Origin of the sequence: Duganella sp. BJB1802 (genome assembly GCF_013369445.1) — a bacterium.
Taxonomy (GTDB): Bacteria; Pseudomonadota; Gammaproteobacteria; order Burkholderiales; family Burkholderiaceae_D; genus Rugamonas; species Rugamonas vulcania_A.
Genome location: NZ_JABWEF010000014.1, coordinates 1 through 24,559, shown reverse-complemented (window position 1 = coordinate 24,559; position 24,559 = coordinate 1). Strand labels below are relative to the sequence as shown.

General features: G+C 64.2%; 27 protein-coding genes. 9 read left to right on the top strand and 18 right to left on the bottom strand.

Going from position 1 to position 24,559, the window contains the following annotated elements:
• The first annotated feature begins 218 nt into the window (after positions 1-218).
• Positions 219-1,262: an IS110 family transposase gene (locus tag HUX88_RS21055; RefSeq protein ID WP_229219230.1), complete on the top strand. Its 1,044-nt coding sequence runs from the start codon at positions 219-221 to the stop codon at positions 1,260-1,262.
• Positions 1,263-1,272: 10 nt separating this feature from the next.
• Here HUX88_RS21055 and HUX88_RS21050 read toward each other — a convergent pair whose 3' ends face one another.
• Entirely contained in the window at positions 1,273-2,010 is a 738-nt protein-coding gene (locus HUX88_RS21050; protein ID WP_176363028.1) for a siderophore-interacting protein, read from the bottom strand.
• A gap of 26 nt (positions 2,011-2,036) precedes the next feature.
• Between HUX88_RS21050 and HUX88_RS21045 the strand changes: the two genes are divergently transcribed.
• A complete protein-coding gene (locus HUX88_RS21045; RefSeq protein ID WP_176363027.1) occupies positions 2,037-2,525 on the top strand; it encodes a MarR family winged helix-turn-helix transcriptional regulator in 489 nt (162 codons plus the stop codon).
• Here the strand turns inward: HUX88_RS21045 and HUX88_RS21040 are convergent, their stop codons facing one another.
• The 8 genes from HUX88_RS21040 to ugpQ form a co-directional block, all read right to left on the bottom strand.
• Positions 2,526-2,741, bottom strand: a complete 216-nt coding sequence (locus HUX88_RS21040) for a type II toxin-antitoxin system HicB family antitoxin (protein ID WP_176363026.1) — start codon at positions 2,739-2,741, stop codon at positions 2,526-2,528.
• 9 nt (positions 2,742-2,750) lie between these two features.
• Complete coding sequence (locus tag HUX88_RS21035; protein ID WP_117015464.1) at positions 2,751-2,939, bottom strand: type II toxin-antitoxin system HicA family toxin; 189 nt, start codon at positions 2,937-2,939, stop codon at positions 2,751-2,753.
• A 129-nt stretch (positions 2,940-3,068) separates the two neighbouring features.
• Positions 3,069-4,859, bottom strand: coding sequence for an acyl-CoA dehydrogenase (locus HUX88_RS21030; RefSeq protein ID WP_176363025.1), 1,791 nt, complete (start codon positions 4,857-4,859; stop codon positions 3,069-3,071).
• A 75-nt stretch (positions 4,860-4,934) separates the two neighbouring features.
• Complete coding sequence (locus HUX88_RS21025; protein WP_176363024.1) at positions 4,935-5,867, bottom strand: electron transfer flavoprotein subunit alpha/FixB family protein; 933 nt, start codon at positions 5,865-5,867, stop codon at positions 4,935-4,937.
• Positions 5,868-5,877: 10 nt separating this feature from the next.
• Entirely contained in the window at positions 5,878-6,627 is a 750-nt protein-coding gene (locus tag HUX88_RS21020) for an electron transfer flavoprotein subunit beta/FixA family protein (RefSeq protein WP_008445986.1), read from the bottom strand.
• A 174-nt stretch (positions 6,628-6,801) separates the two neighbouring features.
• The gene (locus HUX88_RS21015; protein WP_229219459.1) at positions 6,802-7,059 is read right to left on the bottom strand and encodes a sulfurtransferase TusA family protein; all 258 of its coding nucleotides are present in this window, start codon (positions 7,057-7,059) and stop codon (positions 6,802-6,804) included.
• 201 nt (positions 7,060-7,260) lie between these two features.
• Positions 7,261-9,870 (bottom strand): alanine--tRNA ligase, encoded by a 2,610-nt coding sequence (alaS, locus tag HUX88_RS21010; RefSeq protein ID WP_176363023.1) that lies wholly within the window; start codon positions 9,868-9,870, stop codon positions 7,261-7,263.
• A 67-nt stretch (positions 9,871-9,937) separates the two neighbouring features.
• Positions 9,938-10,690: a glycerophosphodiester phosphodiesterase gene (ugpQ, locus tag HUX88_RS21005; RefSeq protein ID WP_176363022.1), complete on the bottom strand. Its 753-nt coding sequence runs from the start codon at positions 10,688-10,690 to the stop codon at positions 9,938-9,940.
• A gap of 31 nt (positions 10,691-10,721) precedes the next feature.
• Here ugpQ and HUX88_RS21000 point away from each other — a divergent pair, with 31 nt between their 5' ends.
• The 3 genes from HUX88_RS21000 to HUX88_RS20990 are packed head-to-tail and all read left to right on the top strand — an operon-like array spanning position 10,722 to position 13,570.
• Positions 10,722-11,507, top strand: coding sequence for a M48 family metalloprotease (locus HUX88_RS21000; RefSeq protein WP_176363021.1), 786 nt, complete (start codon positions 10,722-10,724; stop codon positions 11,505-11,507).
• A 36-nt stretch (positions 11,508-11,543) separates the two neighbouring features.
• Entirely contained in the window at positions 11,544-12,773 is a 1,230-nt protein-coding gene (locus HUX88_RS20995; RefSeq protein WP_176363020.1) for a CaiB/BaiF CoA-transferase family protein, read from the top strand.
• Positions 12,773-13,570: a hypothetical protein gene (locus HUX88_RS20990; RefSeq protein ID WP_117015456.1), complete on the top strand. Its 798-nt coding sequence runs from the start codon at positions 12,773-12,775 to the stop codon at positions 13,568-13,570. Before HUX88_RS20995 ends, HUX88_RS20990 begins: the two co-directional genes overlap by 1 nt.
• Here HUX88_RS20990 and HUX88_RS20985 read toward each other — a convergent pair.
• The 4 genes from HUX88_RS20985 to HUX88_RS20970 all read right to left on the bottom strand — a co-directional run bounded on the left by HUX88_RS20985 (position 13,559) and on the right by HUX88_RS20970 (position 15,229).
• Positions 13,559-13,714: a hypothetical protein gene (locus HUX88_RS20985; protein WP_176363019.1), complete on the bottom strand. Its 156-nt coding sequence runs from the start codon at positions 13,712-13,714 to the stop codon at positions 13,559-13,561. The two genes, HUX88_RS20990 and HUX88_RS20985, sit on opposite strands and share 12 nt — an antisense overlap.
• Positions 13,711-13,968: a hypothetical protein gene (locus HUX88_RS20980; protein WP_117015455.1), complete on the bottom strand. Its 258-nt coding sequence runs from the start codon at positions 13,966-13,968 to the stop codon at positions 13,711-13,713. The genes HUX88_RS20985 and HUX88_RS20980 overlap by 4 nt, the downstream gene beginning before the upstream one ends.
• A 37-nt stretch (positions 13,969-14,005) precedes the next feature.
• A complete protein-coding gene (locus tag HUX88_RS20975) occupies positions 14,006-14,341 on the bottom strand; it encodes a hypothetical protein (RefSeq protein ID WP_117015454.1) in 336 nt (111 codons plus the stop codon).
• A gap of 129 nt (positions 14,342-14,470) precedes the next feature.
• On the bottom strand, positions 14,471-15,229 hold the full coding sequence (locus HUX88_RS20970; RefSeq protein WP_373886820.1) for a DUF1223 domain-containing protein: 759 nt from the start codon (positions 15,227-15,229) through the stop codon (positions 14,471-14,473).
• 119 nt (positions 15,230-15,348) lie between these two features.
• On the opposite strand from HUX88_RS20970, the gene HUX88_RS20965 reads away from it, so the two are divergent.
• Positions 15,349-16,008 (top strand): hypothetical protein, encoded by a 660-nt coding sequence (locus HUX88_RS20965; protein ID WP_176363018.1) that lies wholly within the window; start codon positions 15,349-15,351, stop codon positions 16,006-16,008.
• On the opposite strand, the gene HUX88_RS20960 is transcribed toward HUX88_RS20965, so the two are convergent.
• Positions 16,009-17,259 (bottom strand): MFS transporter, encoded by a 1,251-nt coding sequence (locus HUX88_RS20960; protein WP_176363017.1) that lies wholly within the window; start codon positions 17,257-17,259, stop codon positions 16,009-16,011.
• Between the two features lie 99 nt (positions 17,260-17,358).
• Between HUX88_RS20960 and HUX88_RS20955 the strand changes: the two genes are divergently transcribed.
• Positions 17,359-18,252 (top strand): LysR family transcriptional regulator, encoded by an 894-nt coding sequence (locus HUX88_RS20955; protein WP_176363016.1) that lies wholly within the window; start codon positions 17,359-17,361, stop codon positions 18,250-18,252.
• Here HUX88_RS20955 and HUX88_RS20950 read toward each other — a convergent pair.
• From HUX88_RS20950 to HUX88_RS20935, 4 genes are read right to left on the bottom strand one after another with little or no spacing between them, the layout of a single operon-like run.
• A complete protein-coding gene (locus tag HUX88_RS20950) occupies positions 18,249-19,121 on the bottom strand; it encodes a hypothetical protein (protein WP_117015449.1) in 873 nt (290 codons plus the stop codon). The genes HUX88_RS20955 and HUX88_RS20950 overlap by 4 nt on opposite strands.
• Positions 19,122-19,135: 14 nt before the next feature.
• Positions 19,136-19,912 carry a hypothetical protein gene (locus tag HUX88_RS20945; RefSeq protein WP_117015448.1) on the bottom strand — a complete coding sequence of 259 codons (777 nt, stop codon included), beginning with the start codon at positions 19,910-19,912 and terminating at the stop codon, positions 19,136-19,138.
• A 2-nt stretch (positions 19,913-19,914) separates the two neighbouring features.
• Positions 19,915-20,418 carry a hypothetical protein gene (locus HUX88_RS20940; RefSeq protein ID WP_176363015.1) on the bottom strand — a complete coding sequence of 168 codons (504 nt, stop codon included), beginning with the start codon at positions 20,416-20,418 and terminating at the stop codon, positions 19,915-19,917.
• A gap of 32 nt (positions 20,419-20,450) precedes the next feature.
• Positions 20,451-20,744, bottom strand: a complete 294-nt coding sequence (locus tag HUX88_RS20935) for a DnaJ domain-containing protein (RefSeq protein WP_117015446.1) — start codon at positions 20,742-20,744, stop codon at positions 20,451-20,453.
• A 166-nt stretch (positions 20,745-20,910) separates the two neighbouring features.
• Here HUX88_RS20935 and HUX88_RS20930 point away from each other — a divergent pair, with 166 nt between their 5' ends.
• Positions 20,911-22,677, top strand: a complete 1,767-nt coding sequence (locus HUX88_RS20930) for a glutamine--tRNA ligase/YqeY domain fusion protein (protein WP_176363014.1) — start codon at positions 20,911-20,913, stop codon at positions 22,675-22,677.
• A gap of 187 nt (positions 22,678-22,864) precedes the next feature.
• A partial coding sequence (locus HUX88_RS20925; protein WP_176363013.1) for a CHASE domain-containing protein occupies positions 22,865-24,559 on the top strand: 1,695 nt, incomplete at its 3' end.

The following is a 24,559-nucleotide window of genomic DNA, read 5'->3' as shown; positions in this document are numbered from 1 at the left end:
ACGAGCTCTGCGGTAGCTGGCGCCTACCGCAGAGCTCGTGTCCGAATGTCAGACTTCGTATATTGAGCGTACCGCATCTCCATCGGATAATAACGAAGTAAGTGCGGCCGGGCGGAGTGACGCTGATCAGACTTAGTGCCATGGAGCACGTGGGTCAGATAGGTGCCTCTGCCTGTTTCATTTGATAAGTCCGAACGGTATCTTGGGCCATCGCGTCAATGCGTAAGCCTGCATACGAGGAAGGTCAAAAAATGGATGCGATATACGCAGCAGTAGGTATTGATGTCAGTAAGAGAAAATTAGATATTGCACTGCTGGTCAACGGAAAAACCAAGACCAAGGTGCTGGAAAACTCCATCGAAGGTCACCGAGCGCTGCTCGATTGGCTGGGCAAATCCAAGGTGCCGTTATCGGCCTTGCACGTTTGCATGGAGGCGACCGGGGTGTATTCCGAGCCGGTGGCGCTTGCGTTGCACCAGGCCGGCCTGATGGTGAGCGTGGAGAATCCGGCCTGCATCAAAGGCTTTGGCCACAGCGAGAATATTCGCAACAAGAACGATGCCATCGACGCCGGCCTGATCGCTCGCTACTGCGCAGCAATGCGGCCTGCGCCCTGGAGTCCGCCGCCGCTGGAACAGCGCCAGTTGCGGGCATGGACACAGCGCGTTCAAGCCTTGAAGGATATCCGCCAGCAGGAAGAGAACCGGCTGGAGGCGTTAGCCATCGGTGGAATGGACGAGGTGGTGCAGCACGTGCGGCAGCATATCACCTGGCTCAGCGCAGAAATTGAGAAGCTTGAAAGCGACATCGACGATCACATCGATCGCCATCCTGGCCTGAAGCACGATGCGGAGTTGCTCACCACAATCCCCGGCGTAGGGATGACCACGGCGGCCAAAGTATTGGGGAGTTTGGGCGATATCCGCCGCTTTGGCAGTGCGAAAGCCTTCGCCGCCTTCCTTGGCGTAACGCCCAAGCAACGCAGCTCCGGAAGCTCAGTGAGGGGACGAACGACCATCAGTCGAACAGGCAATACATCATTGCGCGCTGCGCTGTATATGCCTAGCCTGGTGGCGCGCCGTCATAACCCCATCCTGCGCCAATTCGCCGAGCGGCTTGCAGCGACTGGCATGGCACAGAAAGCCGTGATCGGTGCAGTCATGCACAAACTGGCTCACCTGATTTATGGGGTGATACACAATGACAAGCCTTTCGATCCTAATTACTTATCGAAAGGGCTTGCCATTCAAGACGGTATCTGACCCCACCCGTTTATTCGTCCAGCGTGGCGTGGAAGTTGCTGCCGCCGCGCTTCCAGTAGGCGGCGGCGCGGATCTGGTGCTTGCCCAAGCCCTTCACGCCGACCAGCTCCTGCCGCACCGCCGCCATCGCCGACGCCTCGCCGGCGCACCAGGCGTAGCCGTCACCGTCCGGCAGCGCGAGCGCGCGCACTGCGGCGATCATCTCGTCATCGCTGCCGACCCAGCGCAGATCGACCTGCGCACCGCTGGCCAACGCGCGCCGGTCGGCCACATCGTCCACCTTCGCGATCACGATCACCCGCACGCCCACCGGCAATTCCTCAAGACGCCGCGCAATCGCCGGCAAGGCGCTCTCGTCGCCGATCAGCAACTGCCAGTCGTAATCGGCCGGAATGATGAACGAGCCGCGCGGCCCGCCCACGATCACGCGCTGGCCCGGCGCCGCCTGCGCCGCCCAGCGCGCGGCGGGACCATCGCCATGCAGCGCGAACTCCAGGCACAGCTCGCCGGCGACCGGATCGAAGCTGCGCGGCGTGTAGTCGCGCTTGACCGCGTCCTCGCCCTGCCCCAGGATGAATTTGACGTGATCGTCGAACGACGCGCTGTGAAAATCGTGCAAGGCCGGGCCACGGAAAGTGACGCGGCGAAAGTGCGCGCCGATATCCTGCACCGAGGCCACCGCCACCTCGCGAACCTTGAGTTCATGGCGAACCCGCTGCACACGGCTGATTGGAGCGTCTATACTCATGTCTTTCCCTGACCAGATAATTGATAATGTCACCTATTATTCCGAAATCAAATGACAAAGTCAACCATTCTCGCGATCCGAACCTGGATGGCGTGCTCGATCTCGTGCATACGATCATGCACCAGTTCCGTTCGCAGCAATTCCAGGCCCTGCGCGAGGGCCAGCATGAGATGACGCCGATGGAAGGACGGGTACTGGGATTTTTCGCGCGCCATCCGGGCAGCACGCAAAGCGACCTGGCCAAGCGCACCGGCAAGGACAAGGCGCAGCTGACGCGCCTGATCGCCGGCCTGCGCGAGCGCGGCCTGCTGCAAGGCGAAGCCGACGCCGCCGACCGCCGCAACACCTGCCTGTCGCTGACCGACGCCGGCCGCACCGTCCAGCAAAAGATCAAGCGCCAGGCCGAAGCGCTGAACACGCAAGCCATGAAGGGCCTGAGCGCCGAGCAGCAGCAAACGCTGCGCAGCCTGCTACTGCAAGTCAAAGCCAACCTCGACGATGGCGCCTGGAACTGACTACGCAAGCTCTACTTCAACCGACGTCGCCGACGAGTTAGGTCGCGGCATCGGTTTGCCGTCCGCCCTCATCCCTTCAAGATGAAACTCGATGGCTTCCTGGATAAGCGCCACGACCTCGCTTCGGGTGGCGCCCACTGCAACGCAACCAGGCAAATCCGGCACATAGGCACCGAAGGATTTCGGTCCTTCCTCAACAATGACCAGGAATTTCATCACTCCTCCCTATTTTCCGATTCTGGCTTGCTTCAAGACCGAGTTGAGCGTGCCAGCGGGGACGTCAACATTTAGCTTGCCCGCCACAGTAACTGTGCCTGGCAATGTCTTGTGATGGAATTGCCGATGGCTGCCCTTCATCCGGACCTGAAACCAGCCATTCGCAAGCAATAATTCAATCAATTCCCGGGTTTTCATCTTAGCGTATCCCGAACGTCGTCAACGTAAAGGATGACGAAATGACGACGGTCGGACTACGAAACGCTTAAACCCCGGCGAAAAAAAAGCAGCCTGCAAGACTGCTTTTTAAGGAAACGGAAGGCCGGTTTAGAACTGGTCTTCGCTCAAGGCCAGCACGCCGGCGCTGCCGTCGATGATGGCGATGCGCAGGCTCGACGACTGCGACAGGATGTGGTCGGCGAAGAAGCGCGCGGTGGCGATCTTGGCCTTGTAGAAGCTGGCGTCGCCTTCGTTGGCGTCCAGCTTCTGCTGCGCCACCAGCGCGGCGCGCGCCATCTGCCAGCCGCCCAGCACCAGGCCGGCCAGCTTCAGGTACAGCACGCTGCCGGCGAACACGCCCTTGATGTCGCTCTTCATGTTGGCCACCACGAAGTCCACCACCGCCTCCAGATCCTTGCTGCCGGACGACAGCTGCGCCAGGATGGCCTTGAAGTCCGCGCCACCAGCCGCAGCCAACTGCGCCTCGGTCGCGCGCACCTGGGCGATGATGCCCTTGGCCACGGCGCCGCCGTCGCGCACGGTCTTGCGGCCGACCAGGTCGTTGGCCTGGATCGCGGTCGTGCCTTCGTAGATCGTCAGGATCTTCGAGTCGCGATAGTGCTGCGCAGCGCCGGTCTCTTCAATGAAGCCCATGCCGCCATGCACCTGCACGCCGTCGCGCGTGACGTCCTGCGACATCTCGGTCGACCAGCCCTTGATCACCGGCACCAGATACTCGTACACCGCCAGGTTGGCCTTGCGCACCTCGGCATCGGCGTGGCTGTGCGCCACGTCGCTGATGCCGGCGCCGACGTAGGCCAGCGCGCGCGCCGCCTCGGTCTGCGAACGCATGGACATCAGCATGCGGCGCACGTCCGGATGATGAATGATCGAGACCGGACCGGCCGAACCGGCCAGGTCGCGCGACTGCACGCGGTCCTTGGCGAAGGCCACGGCCTTCTGGTAGGCGCGCTCGGCCAGGCCGATGCCCTGCATGCCGACACCGAAACGGGCCGCGTTCATCATGATGAACATGTACTCCAGGCCGCGGTTCTCCTCGCCCACCAGCGTGCCGATGGCGCCGCCGTGGTCGCCGAATTGCAGCACGGCGGTCGGGCTGGCCTTGATGCCCAGCTTGTGCTCGATCGACACGCAATGCGCGTCGTTGCGCGCGCCCAGCGAGCCGTCGGCGTTGACCAGGAACTTCGGCACGATGAACAGCGAAATCCCCTTCACGCCAGCGGGCGCGTCCGGCGTGCGCGCCAGCACCAGGTGGACGATGTTCTCGGTGAAGTCGTGCTCGCCGTAGGTGATGAAGATCTTGGTGCCGAACACCTTGTAGGTGCCGTCGCCCTGCGGCACGGCGCGGGTGCGTACGGCGGCCAGGTCGGAGCCGGCTTGCGGCTCGGTCAGGTTCATGGTGCCGGTCCATTTGCCCGACACCAGGTTCTCCAGGTAGATGGCCTTCTGCTCGTCGCTGCCGGCGGTCAGCAACGCTTCGATCGCGCCGTCCGACAACAGCGGGCACAGCGCGAACGAGATGCTGCCGGCGTTGAGCATTTCGATGCATGGCGTCGCCAGCAGCTTGGGCAGGCCCTGGCCGCCGAACTCCACCGGATGCTGCACACCCTGCCAGCCAGCCTCGGCAAAGGCCTTGAAGGCGTCCTTGAAGCCCTTGGAGGTGGTGACCTGGCCGTCGTGCCACCAGCTCGGCTCCTTGTCGCTCGGATTGTTCAGCGGCGCCACCACGTTGGCGACGAACTTGGCGTTTTCTTCCAGCACGGCCTCGGCCGTGTCCGGGGTCGCGTCCTCATTGCCCGGCAGCGCGTTCACGCCGGCCAGGTCGGCCAGTTCGTTCATCACGAACAGCATGTCTTTCAGGGGTGCTTGATACGGCATCTTATGTCTCCAAGAAAAAGGCCACGGCAATCCGGTCATCCGGATCAGCGTGGCCCTGTGTTCATAACGGGTGAATTAGCCCAGTTCTGCAACCAGTTGCGGCACGATTTCGAACAGATCGCCCACGATGCCGTAGTCGGCAACGGAGAAGATCGGCGCTTCGGGATCCTTGTTGACCGCGACGATCACTTTGGAATCCTTCATGCCGGCCAGGTGCTGGATCGCGCCGGAGATGCCGACCGCGATGTACAGCGACGGCGCGACGATCTTGCCGGTCTGGCCAACCTGCCAGTCGTTCGGCACGTAGCCGGCGTCGACCGCTGCGCGCGATGCGCCCATGGCGGCGTTCAGCTTGTCCGCCAGCGGTTCCAGGATCTTGAACGCTTCGCCCGAGCCCATGCCGCGGCCGCCGGAAACGATGATCTTGGCGGCGGTCAGCTCAGGACGGTCCGACTTGGCCAGCTCGCGGCCAACGAAGGCCGACTTGCCCAGGTCGGCGACAGCGGCGACGGTCTCGGTCGCGGCCGAACCACCGGTGGTGGCGGCGGCGTCGAAGCCGGTCGAGCGCACGGTGATGACCTTGACCTTGTCCGACGATTGCACGTAGGCGATCGCGTTGCCGGCGTAGATAGGACGCTCGAAGGTGTCAGGCGAATCGACCTTGGTGATTTCCGAGATCTGCGCCACGTCCAGCTTGGCGGCCACGCGCGGCAGGATGTTCTTGCCGTAGGCGGTGGCCGGAGCCAGGATGTGGCTGTACGAACCGGCCAGCGCCAGCACTTGCTCGGCGATGTTCTCGGCCAGGCCGTCGGCGAAGTACGGCGCGTCGGCGACGATCACTTTGGACACGCCGGCGATTTGCGCGGCGGCGGCAGCGGCGGCGCCGGCGTTCGAGCCAGCGACCAGGACGTGCACGTCGCCACCGCATTGGGCTGCGGCGGTCACGGTGTGGAGGGTGCTGCCTTTCAGGCTAGCGTTGTCGTGTTCTGCAATAACTAATGCGACCATGATTGTTCCTTTAGATGACTTTGGCTTCGGTGCGCAGTTTCGCGACCAGGGTTGCAACGTCCGGTACCTTGATGCCGGCCGAGCGCTTGGCAGGCTCGACGACTTTCAGGGTTTTCAGACGCGGGGTCACATCGACGCCCAGGTCTTCTGGCTTGGTCACATCCAGCGGCTTTTTCTTGGCCTTCATGATGTTCGGCAGCGTCACATAGCGCGGCTCGTTCAGGCGCAGGTCGGTGGTGACGATGGCAGGCAGGGTCAGCGCCAGGGTTTCCAGGCCGCCGTCCACTTCGCGGGTCACGGTGACTTTGCCGTCTTCCAGCACCACTTTCGACGCGAACGTCGCTTGCGGCCAGCCCAGCAGCGCCGCCAGCATCTGGCCGGTCTGGTTGGAGTCGTCGTCGATCGCCTGCTTGCCCAGGATGATCAGCTGCGGTTGCTCTTTGTCGGCCAACGCCTTGAGCAGCTTGGCCACGGCCAGCGGTTCCAGTTCAACGGCGGTCTCCACCAGGATGCCACGGTCGGCGCCGATGGCCATGCCGGTGCGCAGGGTTTCCTGGCACTGGGTCACGCCGCACGATACGGCGACCACCTCGGTCACTTTGCCGGCTTCTTTGAGGCGCATCGCTTCTTCCAGCGCGATCTCATCGAATGGGTTCATCGACATTTTGACGTTGGCAATATCAACGCCCGTGCCGTCGGACTTGACGCGCACCTTGACGTTGTAGTCGACCACGCGTTTGACGGGTACCAAGACTTTCATAGCTATGCCTTTGGAAAAAGTAAGAATTCGGGACTAAATTATGTGGGCTAGATTATATGAGAAATTCAGCGCGCACAAGAAAATAAAGCACGATCGTGCGTTTTTTAGCTAGTAGAAATCGTCTAAAAAATAAATCTGTTAGACGATGTTTCTAGGAAAAAAGACGCGGAGGGATTATTTGCGCCGCATCAAAAACACGAATTCGCGGCCGATCTGGACATGCGACAACAGGGCGTTGCCGGTCTGCTTGGCAAATGCCTGGAAATCGCGCACGGAACCCGGGTCGGTCGCCATGATGCGCAGGACTTCGCCACTTTGCAACTCGGACAAGGCTTTCTTGGCCTTGAGAATCGGCAGCGGACAGTTCAGGCCGCGCGCGTCGAGTTCTTTGTGGAATTCCATGATTTCGTTTTCAAGTATCGTGTCGCTCATCAAGAACCCGCATGTTTTGTTAGGACTGTCGTCATACTACTCCAAAACGGATCGCATGACGCGCTGCACCAAAATAGTTCGTAGTGCGTTGCAAGTTTGCAACGGGAACTGGCAAGTATACAACAGCAATCCCCAGACGACAACGGCCTGCGTGAGACACGCAGGCCGCATAGTTACTGCATTACAAGGCTTTCTGACAACTTAAGCGCGTTCGCCCACCCATGCCGGAACCGCCGCCAGTGCCGCTGGCAAACCGCTAGGATCGGTGCCGCCGGCCTGCGCCATATCGGGGCGTCCGCCGCCTTTTCCGCCCACTTGTTGTGCAACGAAGTTCACCAGTTCGCCGGCCTTGACCTTGGACGTGGCGTCCGCCGTCACGCCCGCGATCAGGCTGACTTTGCCGTCGGCCACGCTGGCCAGCACGATGGCGGCGGTCTTCAGCTTGTCCTTCAGCTTGTCCATGGTTTCGCGCAGGCGCGCCACGTCGGCGCCTTCCAGCACCGCCGCCAGCACCTTGATGCCGTTGACGTCCACCGCCTGCGTGGCCAGCTCGTCGCCCTGGCCCGAAGCCAGTTTCGATTTCAGCGCGGCCAGTTCCTTCTCCAGCGCCTTGACGTGGTCCTGCACCTGGCCGATACGCGCGGTCAATTCCTCCGGCGTCGACTTCAGCGCGGCCGACGCGTCCAGCAGGCGACGGTTCATCGATTGCACCAGCGCCAGCGCGCCCTCGCCCGTCACGGCCTCGACGCGGCGGATACCCGCTGCGACGCCGCCTTCACCGGTGATCTTGAACAGGCCGATGTCGCCGGTGCGGTGCACGTGCACGCCGCCGCACAGCTCTTTCGACGAGCCGATGTCCAGCACGCGCACCTCGTCGCCGTACTTCTCGCCGAACAGCGCCATCGCGCCGTGCTTGACCGCGTCGTCGAAGGACATGTGCTGCGCCTTGGTCGCCTGGTTTTCCAGGATCTCTTTGTTGACCTTGGCTTCCACTTCGGCGATCTGCTCGGCCGTCAGCGGCGCGTTGTGGCTGAAGTCGAAACGGGTCTTGTCGGGATCGACCAGCGAGCCCTTCTGCGCCACGTGCGAGCCCAGCACTTCACGCAATGCCTTGTGCATCAGGTGGGTGGCCGAGTGGTTGCGGATGGTGCGCGCGCGCTTGGCTTCGTCCACGTTGGCGCTGACCGCGTCGCCCACCTTCAGCGAACCGGATTCCAGCACGCCGTGATGGCCGAACACGTCGGCTTGAATCTTGAGCGTGTCGCTGACGCTGAACTGCGCCGCGCCCGAGCTGATCACGCCCTGGTCGCCCACCTGGCCGCCGGATTCGGCGTAGAACGGCGTGGTGTCCAGCACCACGATGCCGGCCTGGCCAGTCTTCAGTTCCTGCACCGGCGTGCCGGCCGCGTACAACGCCACGACCTTGCTGCTGTGGGTCAGGTTGTCGTAGCCGACGAATTTGTTTTTCTCGCCCGAGTACTCGACCTTGGCATCCTTGGTGGTCTTGCCGCCCTTGCGCGACAGCTCCTGGCTTTCCTTCAGCGCGGCGTCGTAGCCCACCTGGTCGAACTCGATATTGCGTTCGCGGCAGATGTCGGCGGTCAGGTCCGGCGGAAAGCCGTAGGTTTCGTACAAGGTGAAGGCGGTGGCGCCGTCGATGCCCTTGCCGTCCTTGGCCAGCTGGGCTTCCAGCACCTTCATGCCGGTCTCCAGCGTCTCGCCGAAGCGCTCTTCCTCGGCCTTGAGCATCTGGGCCACGCGGTCCTTGGCTTCCTCCAGCTCGGGATAGGCGGCGCCCATCTCGATCGCCAGGTCGGCCACCAGCTTGTAGAAGAACGGCTTGGTCTGGCCCAGCTTGTGGCCGTGGCGCAGCGCGCGGCGGATGATGCGGCGCAGGACGTAGGCGCGGCCTTCGCTGCCCGGGATCACACCGTCGACGATCATGAACGCGGCGGCGCGGATGTGGTCGGCGATCACGCGCAGCGACTTGTTTTCCAGGTCGGTGGCGCCGGTTTCGCGCGCGGCGGCCTTGATCAGGTGCTGGAACAGGTCGATCTCGTAGTTCGAATGCACGTGCTGCAGCACAGCGGCCAGGCGTTCCATGCCCATGCCGGTGTCGACGCATGGCTTCGGCAGCTTGTGCATCACGCCCGCTTCGTCGCGGTTGAACTGCATGAACACCAGGTTCCAGATTTCGATGAAGCGGTCGCCATCTTCGTCGGGCGAGCCTGGAGGGCCGCCTGGAATGTCCGCGCCGTGGTCGTAGAAGATCTCGGTGCACGGGCCGCATGGGCCGGTGTCGGCCATCTGCCAGAAGTTGTCCGACGCGTAGCGCGCGCCCTTGTTGTCGCCGATGCGGATGATGCGCTCGGTCGGCACGCCGATTTCCTTGGCCCAGATGTCGTAGGCCTCGTCGTCTTCCTGGTAGACGGTCACGGTCAGCTTCTCGACCGGCAGGCCGTAGACCTTGGTCAGCAGTTCCCATGCGAAGCTGATGGCGTCGCGCTTGAAGTAGTCGCCGAAGCTGAAGTTGCCCAGCATTTCGAAGAAGGTGTGGTGGCGCGCGGTGTAGCCGACGTTTTCCAGGTCGTTGTGCTTGCCGCCGGCGCGCACACAGCGCTGCACGGAGGTGGCGCGGGTGTACGGACGGCTGTCGGTACCGGTGAACACGTCCTTGAACTGCACCATGCCGCTGTTGGTCAGCAGCAGGGTCGGGTCGTTGCCAGGCACCAGGGAGCTGGAACGGACAATCGAATGACCCTTGGATTCAAAAAACTTGAGGAATTTGTCGCGGATTTCAGATGATTTCATGTCGTAAGCAGTGGTAGCTGGCAGATGCAAAGGGTTGATTATATATGACCACGCGGCCCAAAGGGCTTCAGGCGAAAGTGGGGCCGATCAAATCGATACGGTCGGTGCAGAAGCCGTCCACGCCCCAGGACAGGATCTCCCTGCCGCGTTCGGGATCGTTGACGGTGTAGCAAAACAGCCCGTAGCCGGCCGCCTTGACCTGCGCCGCCATCTCGCGCGTCAGGTGCTTCTGGTTGGTGTGGATGGCCACCGCGCCCAGTTCGCGCGCCTGCGCCTGCCAGTCGGCGGGGATGGTGTCCAGCAAATAGCCGCGCGGCAGCTCGGGCGCCGCGTCGCGGGCGGCGGCCAGCGCCTCGAAGCTGAACGAGGACAGCAGGGGCATGGCGGCCGGGTCGCCGGCGGCGATTTCGGTGGCGTAGTGCTCGCGTGTGATTTTTGCAACCCAGCTGCCGGTTTCGCGCTCGAAACCGTCGGCCGGCTTGATTTCCACGTTCATCCAGATACGCTGCTGCTTGCAATAATCGATGAACTGGGTGAAGAATGGCACCGGCTCGTCGCGGAATTGCGGTCCGAACCAGCTGCCCGCGTCCATGCCGGACAGGTCGATGGCGTCGGTGGTCGCCACGCTGCCCTGCCCCGCCACCGTGCGGCCGAAGTCGGGATCGTGCATCACCATGCCGATGCCGTCGCGCGACAGCATGACGTCGAACTCGACCGCGTGGAAGCCGTAGGCCAGGCCGGCGCGCAGTCCGGCGATGGTGTTTTCCGGCGCCAGCGTGCCGCCGCCGCGGTGTGCAACGATTTTTGGGTAGGGCCACATGGTGGATGCCTCGAAAGCTGTTATGGAAACGATGTCAACACTACCACGAATGCGGGGCGCGTCAAATAGCTGGGCAGGCAGCCTGCTGCTGCTCGCGCTGCTCGCCGCCGCGCCCGCCGTCGCGCAGGATGCCGCCGCCTTGACGCAGCAGATGGTCATCGCCCGCGCCGCCGAGGTGTACGCCGCGCGCCTGAACGACCACGTGCTCGACGGCGACGCCCGCTTCACCGCCCGCGTCAACGCCATCGCCGCCACGCTGATCGCCCGCGCCCGGCGCGACTACCCGGAAACGGCGGACTGGGCCTGGGAGGTCCACACCACCAACACCCCCGACCAGAACGCCGACTGCATGGCCGGCGGCAAAATCCTGGTCAGCCTGGCCTATGTCCAGCGGCTGGAACTGAACGACGCCGAACTGGCCATGCTGCTGGCGCACGAGATCGAACACGCCGCGCTGCGCCACAACCTGAGGGAATACCAGCAGGCGCTGCGGCTGGACCCGCGCTGGGCCGGCCGCCCCTTCCTGGAACTGGAGCACGCGGTCGACAACGACAGCGGCCTGATGGATCAACTGGCGCCCACCAACTACGAGCAGGAGGTCGAAGCCGACCGCGAGGGCATGCTGCTGGCCTGGCGGGCGGGCTGGCCGGCGGCGCAACTGGCGGGCTACTTCAAGAAGATATACCGGGGCAGCGTCTCGCCCCGCCGCAGCAAGCCCGACTACCCGTCGCCGCAATTGCGCTGGCAGGCCGCGCGCGAACTGGCCGCCGCCTTGCAAAAAAATTATGTGCAAGCGCCGACCGAGCCACTACACTAGCGGCCTGATCGGATTACTCAAAAGGTTACACACATCATGACAGCTCCAAAAGCGCTAGGCCATATCCGCGTCCTCGACCTGAGCCGCGTGTTGGCGGGACCGTGGTGCTCGCAGAATCTGGCCGACCTCGGCGCCGACGTCATCAAGATCGAACGGCCCGGCAGCGGCGACGACACCCGCGCCTGGGGCCCGCCCTACGCCAAGGACGCCGCCGGCCACGACACCACCGAGGCGGCCTACTACCTGGCCGCCAACCGCGGCAAGCGCTCGGTCACGATCGACATCGCCAGCGCCGACGGCCAGGCGCTGATCCGCGAGCTGGCCAGCCATTGCGACGTGGTGCTGGAGAACTTCAAGGTGGGCCAGCTCAAGCGCTACGGCCTCGACTATGAATCGCTGAAGGCCATCAAGCCCGACCTGGTCTACTGCTCGGTGACCGGCTTCGGCCAGGACGGCCCGTACGCGCACCGCGCCGGCTACGACTTCCTGATCCAGGGCATGGGCGGCCTGATGTCCGTCACCGGCGAGCGCGACGACCTGCCCGGCGGCGGTCCGCAGAAAGCCGGCGTGGCGCTGACCGATTTGATGACCGGCATGTACGCCACCATCGCCATCCTGGCCGCGCTCACCCACCGCGACCGCAGCGGCGAAGGCCAGTACATCGACATGGCGCTGCTGGACGTGCAGGTGGCGATGCTGGCCAACATGGGCAGCAACTACCTCAACAGCGGCAAGCCGCCCAAGCGCTGGGGCAACGCGCATCCGAACATCGTGCCGTACCAGACCTTCCAGTGCGCGGACGGCTACATCATCGTCGCCACCGGCAACGACGGCCAGTACCAGAAGTTTGTCGAAGTGGGCGGCCGCGCCGACCTCGCCACGCACGAGCGCTACGCCACCAACCCGCTGCGCGTGAAGCACCGCGACGAGCTGGTGCCGATCCTGGCGGGCATGGTGCTGGCGCAGCCGCGCGACTTCTGGATCGAGAAACTGGAAGCGGTCGGCGTGCCATGCGGCCCGATCAACAACCTCGACGACGTCTACAAGAATCCGCAGGTGCTGGCGCGCGAGCTGGTGATGGATGTGCCGCATCCAACCGCCGGCAGCACGAAGCTGGTGCGCAGTCCAATGAAGATGTCGCTGACGCCGACCGACAACGCGGTCGCCCCGCCGCTGCTGGGTCAGCATACCGACGAGATCCTGCGCGGCCTGCTGGGCCAAAGCGACGACGACATCGCCGCGCTGCGCGCACAGGGGGTGCTGTGATGGACAAGCTGATCGCGGAACTGAAACGGCTGTACCTGCTGGTCGACCAGGAGTGTTTCCCCGCCGGCGCGCTGACGCCGGACATCCTGGCGCAGCACCTGGGCGGCGAGAAGACCAGCGCCATCAACCTGGTGTCGGACAACGGCCTGGTGCGCGCGCTGATCATCGACTTCAACCGCATGGGCGACGCGCCTGCGCTGCAGCATTGGGACCGGTTATGCGGCGTGGCCAACGCGCTGCAGGATCAGCTGGGCTTGCCTGCGCCTGCGGTGAGCATCAGCGGCGGCGCGGGTTATTCGCTGTGGCTGTCGCTGGAGACGCCGGTGCCGCTGAACCAGGCGCAGCACTTCCTCCACCTGCTGCGCAGGACCTACTTCCCGGACATTCCGAACGAGGAAATCGGCCTGCGCCCCGACACGCTGACCAGCACCACGGCCGAGCTGCCGCCGTGTCTGCACGTGGCCAGCAACACGTGGGCCGCGTTCATCAATCCCGGCATGGGCGCCTCGTTCGCCGATGAGATTGGATTGGAGATGATGCCGCCCTACGCCGCGCAGGCAGCGTTTCTGGAAGGGCTGCAAAGCATCGACGACAAGCAGTTCACGCAAGCGATCAACATCATGCATCCGCCACAAGGCAAGGAGCGCCCGCACAAAGCGGCGGCGCCTGCGGCACATGCCAGCCCGGCCGGCCTGCTGTTGAAGGACGCGACGCTGGAAGACATCATCCACCACCTGCACGCCAAAAACATCGAGCCGACGTTCAGGCATGTGATACCGAAGGACTCAGTCTTTTAAACGTTTCCGCTCCCGCTCGGAGCGGATCATTTCCGCCTTGATGGCCCGGATGGCTCCAGTCAACGGAGCGAAGTAACGGCGCAGACTTTCCCGAAACATGCGCCGTGCGTAGCTTTCTTCTTTAGTGTTCGCAGGATCATTCATTTTCGAAGCCCCTTCACAAACTCCCAGCCTGCAAAGAGCAGGTAGATAAAAAATAGTAGCATGTCCAACGCCAGCATGGCATGTGCACTCCATGCGATCAAGTCATACGTGAACTCCGCCACCCCAAAAGTCTTTATCCATTGCGAGAATAGATCCATCGACACGGCAGTCGTAGTCAAGATCAGGAAGAACACGATGCTGTACAGCAGGCGAACAACTTGATTTCTTGTAACTTGCTTATGGTCCATAGTCATCACGGGCCGGCGGCGAAGTCGGCCCGCCTCTGAGTTGTTAATTATTGATACGCAAATCCCGCTTAAGTTCCATAAGCTGTCCGTGCATATAGCTCACCGCGCCGCGCATGTGCGCGGACAGATGCGGCACGTTGATGCATACCTGCCGAGCCCGCTCCGACAGCCGCTCCATGTCGTGCATCAGCTTGTTGATGCGCGGCTGGTCCTGCGACAGCAGCACCTCCTTCGCCGTATCCGAATGCAGGTCCAGCCGCCGGACGCTGTCTCGCAGTTCGCCGGGAACGTTGCGCTCCGCCGAGCAGGCTTGCGAAGCCTGCCCTATCGCTTGCTCCAATAAATGAAACCGATGCTCGATATCGTTCGCGTGCAGCATGATGTAGCCCTCCTCCGTTGATCAGGCACAGGCGTGCCAGTGCAGATTCGACAGTGGAGGCCGCCGCCAGTTTCAGCGGCGCGCGCGCAAAACAAAGGCGCGCTGATGCAGATCAGCGCGCCGTCGAATTTAGCCGCCGCAGACCGGCAGCACCAGCGCCTGCAACACCTCGCCCTTGTCGGTCTGCACGAAGGCGCTGATGCCCAGCTTGCCGGCCGCCGCGCCGGCGGGCAAGGCCAGCGTCCTGCTGACCACCGCGCCGCCCGATACCAGCGGCACCGGCGCCAGCCACTCGCGCACCACGAAGTCATGGCGCAGCAGACGCCCGCTGTTCTCGCCCGCCTTCACCTGACTGGCCACACCGCTCTCGACCAATGCGACGAACAGCTTGCCTTCACGCGCCGACTTGGCCGTCACGCTGACCGCCAGCCCACCAGCGCCAGCAGCATCCAGCGCGATGCCGATATCGGCCTGCGCCGCCAGGCCATTGGTGCGCTTGACCGCATCGGCCACGCCGCGCGGCCAGCCGCGCTGCTCCTTGCCGCCGACAAAAATCTCCGGCGTGTAGATCGTGCGCGAGCCAGCCAGGTCGCTCAGCCAACGCTGGCGGTCGGTGAAGGTCTTGCTGGAAAAGGGATCCTTCCAGCCGATGTAGTTCCAGTAGTCGACATGCTCGGACAACACCACCGCCTGCTGCGCCGTGATGCCGTCGGCGCGCAGGCCGCTGACGTACTGATCGGCTGGAGGGCAGCTGCTGCATCCCTCCGAGGTGTACAACTCCAGCAAGGCGATGCGGTAAGCCGGACTCTGCGCGCTGCAACCCGCAGCCAACGCCGGCGGAATATTCAGCGCGGCCGCAACGGCCACGCTCAGGATGAGATGCTTCACGACGACTCCAGGGTGATGAACGATGCACCTTGGTCGCGCCGCAGCCGGCAAACTTACAGCCTTTGTAAGGACTTGTGACAAAACCAACAGATATCCAATTTGCAAGCTATTCTCCCGGCATGATCAAACATCGACCACGCCACCTGCCGGGATTGCTCATCACAGGACTGCTGCACGTGGCGATCATCTACGCCTTCATGCAGCGCCAGCATCCAGCAGACGCGCCGCGCGAGGCGATGCAGTGGCTGCTGCCGATAACGCAGCCAAACGCCAAGAGCCAACCCAAGCCGGTGGTCAAGCCCGCGCCGCAGCTCAACGCGGCCGCGCCGAAATCCATCACACCGCCCAAGCCGGCCGACATTCCAGTCCCGCCCGCGACAACGCCGGAAACGCCCGCAATGCCGACGGCGCCCGCAGCCAGCCCTGCCGACGATCCGTTCGCCCAGGCACCAGCTGCGCCGCGTCCGCCAAGCGCCAGCGACGTCCTGAGCCAGGCCAGACTGGACGTGAGAAAGATCGACAAGGAATTGCGCGCCGCCTACCCCGAGCGCGCACCGGCGCCGCCACCGGACAGCAAGCAAGCGCGCCTGGAGCGCGGCATCGACGCGGCCCACGACGCGGTGCCACCGAAGTGGTACCAGCCCGCAAAAATAATAGAACTGAGCACACCCGATGGCGAGAACAAGACACGCACCTACAAGATCGTCACCGCCCTCGTCACCTACTGCATCATCATCCATGCAGACGGCAAGAAGTCCTACACCAACTGTCCGAAGTGACTAACGCTCGGCCTGCGCCAGCGGCGGCAGGCTGCGCAGGCGCAGCGCCACCAGCATCGCCAGCGTCAGCGCGCAACCCAGCACCAGCACCACGCCTGGCCAGCCGCCGCGTCCCCACATGACGCCGGTGGCCGATCCCACGACGCTGGAACCGAGATAGTAGAAGAACAGGTACAAGGCCGACGCCAGCGCCTTGTTGCTGGCGGCGCGCCTCCCGACCCAGCTGCTGGCGATCGAATGCGAAGCGAAGAAGCCGTAGGTGAACAGCGCCATGCCCAGCACCAGCAGCGGCATCCAATCGGACAAGGTCAGCAGCAAGCCCGCGATCATGATCGTCATCACCGCCCACAGCACGCGGCGGCGGCCGTAGCGGTCGGCCAGGCGCCCCGCCCACACCGAGCCATAAATCCCCAGCAAGTACATGAAGGACACCGCCCCCACCACGCTCTGGCTCAGGTTGAACGGCGCGGCCAGCAGGCGGTAGGCGATGTAGTTGTACAGGCTGATGAAACTCCCCATCAGCAGGAAGGACAGCGAAAACAGCCAAGGCAAACCCGCGTCGGACAGATGCAGTTTGAAGCCGGCCGGGAAGGTGCGCCACGCGCTGCGCACCGGCACGAAATGCCGCGACGCCGGCAAGGACCGCCAGAACTCCCACGCCGCCAGCAGCCCCGCCACGCCCACCGCCGCCAGCGCCAGCCGCCACGAAAAGTGGTCGCTCAACACCGAAGCAATCACCCGCCCCGACATGCCGCCAAACGCGCTGCCGCTGATGTACAGCCCCATCGACAAGCCCAGCGAGGTCGGCTCCATCTCCTCGCCCAGGTAGGCCATGGCGATGGCCGGCATGCCGCCCAGCGCCACGCCCAGCATGGCGCGCATCGCCAGCAGCTGCGGGTAGCTCTGCGCGAACGCGCACAGGATGGTCAGCAGCGCCGAGATCACCATCGCCGCCACCATCAGCGGCTTGCGCCCCATGCGCTCCGACACCGCGCTCGACGCCACCAGCGACACCGCCAGCGCCCCGGTCGACACCGACAGCACCATGCTGCTCTGCGCCGCGCTCAGTGCGAACTCATGCGACAGCACCGGCATCAACGGCTGCACGCTGTACAACAAAGCAAACGCCGAGAAGCCGCCGAAGAACAGCGCCCGGCTGCTGCGTTTGAATTCGGCACTGCCGGCGGCGATATGCGGCACGCTACGGCAAGGGGCGGAAGTGGCGGGTAGTGCGGCGGCGCTCAACGACATGATGACTATCTCTTGGGAGGTACGATGTCTTCATCTTAGGATTGCGCCGAATCACTGTCCAATATATATTTAAGCCGTTACTCATACTTAAAAAAGATAATGGAACTCCGCCACCTGCGCTACTTCGTCGCCGTCGCCGAGGAGCTCAGCTTCACGCGCGCGGCCGAACGCCTGCACATCGGCCAGCCTCCGCTGAGCCATCAGATCCAGATGCTGGAGGCCGAAGTGGGCGCGCAGCTGCTGGAGCGCAGCAAGCGCTGGGTGCGCCTGACGGAGGCGGGCAAGCTGTTCCTGGACGACGCCCGCCGCGTGCTGTCGCTGTCCGAGCAGGCGGTGCGGACCGCGCGCCGGGCCGAGCGCGGCGAGGCCGGCGAGCTGCGCGTGGGCTTCACCTTCTCCACGCCGTTGACGCCGCTGTTCGCGACCGTGGTCAACCGCTACCGCCAGCGCTATCCGGGCGTGACGCTGACCCTGCGCGAGATGTCGACGGTGCCGCAAATCGAGGCCATCGCCAACCGGGAACTGGATCTGGGACTGGTGCGCCCGCCCGAAGTGGCGGTGACCGACGCGGTCAGCATGACGGTGCTGCGGCACGACCCGCTGACGCTGGTGCTGCCGATCGCCCATCCGCTGGCGAAAAAGAAGGCGGTCGCCATCGGCGACCTGCGGGGACTGCCGTTCGTGATGTATCCGAAGACGGCCGGCACCGGGATCTACCATCAGATTTTCCGGCTGTGCCGGGCGGCGGGCTTCATGCCGACCATCGCGATGGAGGCGAACGAAGCGTCGACCATCATCGGCCTGGTGGCGGCCGGCTGCGGCATCTCGGTGCTGCCGGCCTCGTTCGGCATCATGCGGATGGGCGGTGTCTGCTACCGCCCGCTGGCCGATCCGGAAGCCACCACCACCCTGCTGCTGGCGCAGCGCAAGGACGAGATCTCGCCTTTGGTGGCGGCCTTCCTCGCGGTGGCGACCGAAGCCGCCGCCGCTTAGTTGTAGTCCGCGTCCAGCTCGGAGCCGGCGTAGTTCTCCAGCTCGGCGAACAAGGTCTTCATGGCCGTGCGGCCCTTGATGTTCTGGATCACCGTGCAGCTGTTGCGGTAGCTGGCGATACGGTCCAGCAGCACCGGATGATGCTGCACCGGCACCTTGGCCACCAGCGCGGCCCAGCCCTCCTCGTAGTCCGGCTTGGCCTTGCGCACCGCCTTGACGAAGCGCTCGAATTCCTTCTGCCCGGTGCGCGCCACCACGCGCCCGCCGCCCTCGATGGCGAAGATGACGGCCAGCGCGATCACGCCCTCGGCGTTGAGGTCGGTGTCGCTGACCGGGCCTTCGCTGTGGTGGCGGCGCAGCCAGCCGGCCAGGCGCACCACGGCCTGCACTTCCTTGCGCTGCTTGAGCATGACCTCGTAGCGCTCCAGGCCGTTCCAGTTTTCATTCGGATCGGTCTGGCACAGGTCGATGAACAGGTCGCGCAGGCGGCGCGCCGAGTACACCGGATCGGTATCGTACTCGCCGACCAGCGCATCCTCCGGCAGCGCCGACAGCTCCTTGATCAGCCGGAAGCCGATCTGGAACGCGTGCTCGGCGCCGTGCTCGACCAGGAAGTCCAAGGCCGCGAGGTCGCCCTCGTGCATCAGCGCGTGGTCCAGCCCCAGCGACACGCCGCCCACCGTCAGCTGCATGGCCTTCTGGATGCCGTCGGCGGTGCGGTCGTTGGTGAACTTCTCGGCCACCATGGCGGTGATGCCGGTCAGTTCGTCGGCCAATGCGTAGGCGGCGTCATCGTCGGGATGGGTGGCCAGTTGCTGGATGGCGCGGGTCAGGCGCGGTAAATTTTCTACGACAATTGCTGGCAGCATGTATCAGACACCCATCACGAGAAAATACCGGTGCCCAGGCTGCGGCGCGAGCCGGGCTTGGCGGCGCTGCGCGTGGACGGCACCTGCTTGCGCAAGCGGTACAGCAGTTCCTTGGTCGAGCGCTGCAGGAAGGTCGGCTCGTCGTCCGGGTCGTCGCTGAACTCGGCGTCGGCCAGGTCGGCGCTGTGGCGGAACTCCGGGAACAACTCGAACAGCGCGCGGTCCCAGCCGTCTTCCGACGCCTGCGCCAGCGCGATCGCCAGCGGAACCACGTCGTTGTCGGACGAGGTCTGGCCGGTCAGGTACGGACCCTTGGAGATGATCTCGCCGGCCACTTCCAGGATTTCCTTCGGCGCCATCGAGAACAGGATCGCGAACGCGGTCGCGCCGTGGTCGGTGGCCGAGGCGGCCGCCAGCAGCTCGTGGCGGCGCTCCTCGTCGTCGGTCGAGAACACCACGCCGTGGATGTGCGCGAACAGCGATTCGGCGATGCGCTCCGGGTCGTCCTCGATCAGGTCGTCCGGCCAGGTCGCGGCGAAGAAGGCCAGGCTGTCGGCCCAGGCCTTGGGCGGCACCAGCAAGGTCGCCAGCGACATCTTGCCGCCGTCGAAACCGGCCATGTGCAGCGCCGTCACCTGCGGCGGGATGTTGTTGAGCACTTCCACCACCGCCAGGTCGCCGAACTGGTCGGCCGCCTCGGCGAAGGCTTGTTCGGCGTGGCTCAGCGAGCCGGCCAGCACCAGCTCGGTCACTTGCTTGCTCAGCGCCGGCAGATTACTTTTCTCGGTCATGGTCAGTCTCCATCCTGGTCGAACATCTGGGCGAAGTCGTCGGTCGCCTGGTCTTCGTCCTCGACATCGTCGCCGTCGTCGTTGGCCGACAGCTGGTCCAGCGACTGGTCGTCGTCGTCCCACTTGCGCGGATTCTTGTACAGGAAAGCGGTGATGATGGCCTGGCGCGCCAGGTCCGGCAGGTTCTCTTCCAGCGCCGCGTACATGCGCGCCGCCTCCTCGCCCTTGCACGAGGCCATGGCGAACACGCGGCCGGCGTCGCCGAACTCATAGTCCTCGGCCTCGGCCAGCAGGCCTTTCGGATTGTTGAACTCCAGGTGGTCGACCAGCGCGAAGGCCAGCATGTTGACGTCCTCGATGCCGCCGCCGCTGGCGTACTCGGAGACCAGCGCGTCGATCATGCGCTGGTAGTTCTTGCGGTCCGGAGGGTCGCCCAGGATGCCCTCGATCTGGCCTTCGAGCTCGCGCGATTGATAGGCGAACTCAGGGTGTACTTTTCTCGACATTGCTTGCTTTCTTTTTCTGATGTGTGACCGGCTCAGGCCGGTGGCAGCACGGTGCCGTGCAGGTTGAACACCGAACGCCACAACTGGTACGCTTCCGCTTCCGGGTCGATGATGATGCGGTGGTTCACGCTCTGGTTGTATTCCTCGCGCTTGACCGGGTCCGACAGGATTTCATAGGCCTTGGTGATGGCCTTGAAGCGCGCCTCCGCGCCGGGCGCCTGGTTGCGGTCCGGGTGGAAGCGCATCGCCAGCGAGCGGTACACCTTCTTGATCTCGTCGTCGGTGGCGTTAGGCGCGATACCCAGTGTGTTGTAGTAATTTTCCATTTTGGAAACTCCGGGCCGTGATGCCGAAACAATTAAAGACGAATTATACCCGTGTGAGCAGTGCAATTTCCCCGAAGGCCGCCGCAACGCAGCATTTCCGCCGCTGTCATAGAGGGGATACGGTAAAATGCCCTTCACTCGAACTTTTGCAAAGCCAACTTTTCAGATGAGCAACGACAAAAACAGCCCAGCGCCCGTCCTGACCTCCAACTTCCTGCGCGCCATCGTCGAATCCGACCTGGCGGCCGGCACCCACGTCCGTGAGGGCATGCCGAGCGTGATCACCCGCTTCCCGCCGGAGCCGAACGGCTACCTGCACATCGGCCACGCCAAATCGATCTGCCTGAACTTCGGCCTGGCGCGCGACTACCAGGGCCGCTGCAACCTGCGCTTCGACGACACCAACCCGGCCAAGGAAGAGCAGGAATACGTCGACACCATCATCGACAGCGTCAAATGGCTGGGCTTTGACTACGACTACCCGGCCGCGAACGGCGGCGTCGAGCACCACCTGCACTACGCGTCCGACTACTTCGACCAGCTGTACGCGATGGCCGAGTACCTGATCGAAAAAGGCTACGCCTACGTCGACAGCCAGTCGGCCGACGATATGGCGGCCAACCGCGGCAATTTCAACACGCCGGGCAAGAACTCGCCGTTCCGCGACCGTCCGGCCGCCGAATCGCTGCAGATCTTCCGCGACATGAAGGCCGGCAAATACGCCGACGGCGAGCACATCCTGCGCGCCAAGACCAGCGAGGACGCGATGTCCTCGCCCAACATGAACCTGCGCGACCCGGCCATCTACCGCATCCGCCACGCCCACCACGTGCGGACCGGCGACGCCTGGTGCATCTACCCGATGTACGACTACACGCACCCGATCTCGGACGCGCTGGAAAACATCACCCACTCGATCTGCACGCTGGAGTTCCAGGACCACCGGCCGTTCTACGACTGGCTGCTGGCCACCTTGTCCGAGGGCGGCTTCTTCAAGCTGCCGGTGCCGCGCCAGTACGAGTTCTCGCGCCTGAACCTGACCTACGTGGTCACCAGCAAGCGCAAGCTGCGCCAGTTGGTGGAAGAGAACATCGTCGACGGCTGGGACGACCCGCGCATGCCGACCATCGTCGGCCTGCGCCGCCGCGGCTACACGCCGGAGGCGATCAAGCTGTTCTGCGAACGCATCGGCGTGACCAAGGCCGACGGCTGGATCGACATGAGCACGCTCGAAGGCTGCATCCGCGAGGATCTCGATCCGAAGGCGCCGCGCGCCACCGCCGTGCTGCGTCCGTTGAAGCTGATCATCGACAACTACCCTGAAGGCCTGACCGAGGAATGCACCTCGCCGGTCCACCCGCACCACCCGGAAATGGGCGTACGCACCTTCCCGATCACGCGCGAGCTGTGGATCGAGGAGGAGGACTTCATGGAAGTGCCGAGCAAGGGTTACTTCCGCTACTATCCGCCGGTCGACGACAAGCCGGGCAGCCGCGTGCGCCTGCGCCACGGCTACGTGACCGAGTGCACCGGCTACGACAAGGACGAGAACGGCAAAGTGGTGGCGGTGCACGTCAACTACTTCCCGGATTCGAAGTCGGGCACGCCGGGCTCGGACAACTACAAGGTCAAGGGCAACATCCACTGGGTCTCCGCCGCCACCGCGCTGGAGGCCGAGGTGCGCCTGTACGACCGCCTGTTCACCGACGCCAACCCGGACGCCGGCGGCAAGGACTTCCTCGCGCTGCTGAACCCGAACGCCAAGGAAGTCGTCACCGCCTACCTGGAGCCGGGCATGAGCGCGGCCGCGCCGGACCAGCGCTTCCAGTTCGAGCGCCACGGCTATTTCGTCGCAGACCGCGTCGATTCCACGCCGGGCAAGCCGGTGTTCAACCGCATCGTCACCTTGAAGGACAGCTGGGTCGCCAAGTAAGCGCAACAGTTAGACCAGCGACCAGGCCGGCGCCCTCCCCCCCGGAGGCGCCGGCCTTTTGTTTGGACGCGCAGCGGGCTGAACGTCCAGGACAAATAGCAAATTTATAAAATTACTTGACTAGCATCGCAAAAATTTCCTATATTCGGCCTACACCCGGTGCCAGGAGTTGCGTCAAGCAATCAATATGACAGCGTTACTCGCGCAAAAACAGTTGTTCTCGCCGACCAAGCCCGTCTGGTGGGCCGGTGTCCTGCTGTCGCTCGGGATCAGCGCGCTATTCTACGTGCCGGTCTACAAGACCATCGAACACGACGCCGCCGCGCGCTTCACGCAGCAGGCGCGCAACGCCCAGTACAACATCACCTCGCGCATCAACGCCTACACCGACGTGCTGCGCGGCACCGCCAGCTTCTTCGACGCCAGCGACCACGTCACCCGCGCCAGCTTTCACCGCTACGTCAACGGCCTGGACCTGGAGCGGCAATTCCCGGCGCTCGACAACGTCAATTTCACGCAGTACGTGACGGCCGCCCAGCGCCCCGCCTTCGAGCGCGAGGCGGCCCGCAGCGGCGACGGCCGCCCGGACGGCTATCCGAACTTCTCCATCACGCCGCCGGGCCAACGCGACGAATACTCGGTGCTGACCATGATCGAGCCTGTGGCGCCGTTCCGCCACCGGCTCGGGGTCGACATCAGCGCCAGGGAGCAGGCGGCGCGCGCGATCGCGGCGGCGCGCGACACCGGCAAGCTGATCACCTCCGGCATGCCGATCGAAAACACCCGCGACGCCCAGGGCTGGGCGCTGGCGATGCGCCTGCCGCTGTACCGCAAGGACATGCCGCTGAACGACGTGGCGCAGCGGCGCGCCGCCTACATCGGCTCGGTGGGCATAGGCTTCAGCGTGCCGCGACTGGTGCGCGCGGCCATGGACCAGATGCAGGTGCGCGACGTCCACCTGATGCTGTACGACGAAGGCAGGAACGCCGACGGCAGCAACGCGCCGCAAACGCTGCTGTACGACAACCGCAGCGGCGCCAGGCGTTCGCCGCGCGCCGGCGAGCACTTCACCATCGTGCTGCCGCTGGACTTCAACGGCCGCCAGTGGTCGGCCCATTTCAGCGCGCCCAAGTCGGTGTGGTACAGCCGCTTCGACGCCTTCCTGCCGTGGCTGTCGATGGCCTGCGGCTTCGTCGGCTCGCTGCTGTTCTACCTGCTGTTCCACACGCTGTCGTCCTCGCGCCTGCGCGCCATCAAGATGGCCAAGGCGATGACCAAGGAATTGCGCGACAGCCAGGCCAAGCTGCAGCAGTCGCACCACAAGCTGCGCCAGCTGGCGGCCCACGCCGACCAGATCAAAGAACAGGAGCGCAAGCGCATCGCGCGCGAAATCCACGACGACCTGGGGCAGAACCTGCTGGTGCTGCGGATCGAGGCCGACCTGCTGGCCTCGCGCACCCGCCAGAACCACCCGCGCCTGCACGCGCGCGCGTGCAGCACGCTCAAGCAGATCGACAGCACCATCAAGAGCGTGCGCCACATCATCAACGACCTGCGGCCGACGGTGCTGGACCTGGGCTTGAACGCGGCGGTGGAGTGGCAGATCGCGCAGTTCCGCCAGCGCTCCGGCATGGTCTGCGAACTGATCGAGCACCAGAGCGACATCCGCATCGACGACCGCTGCGCCACCGCCTTCTTCCGCGTGCTGCAGGAATCGCTGAGCAACATCATCCAGCACGCTCGCGCCAGCCTGGTGCGGGTGGAGCTGCGCCAGGCCGGCGGCATGCTCAGCATGACCATCAGCGACAACGGCGTCGGCCTGCGCGAGAGCAGCCGCAACAAGGTCGGCTCCTTCGGCCTGGTCGGCATCGAGGAACGCATC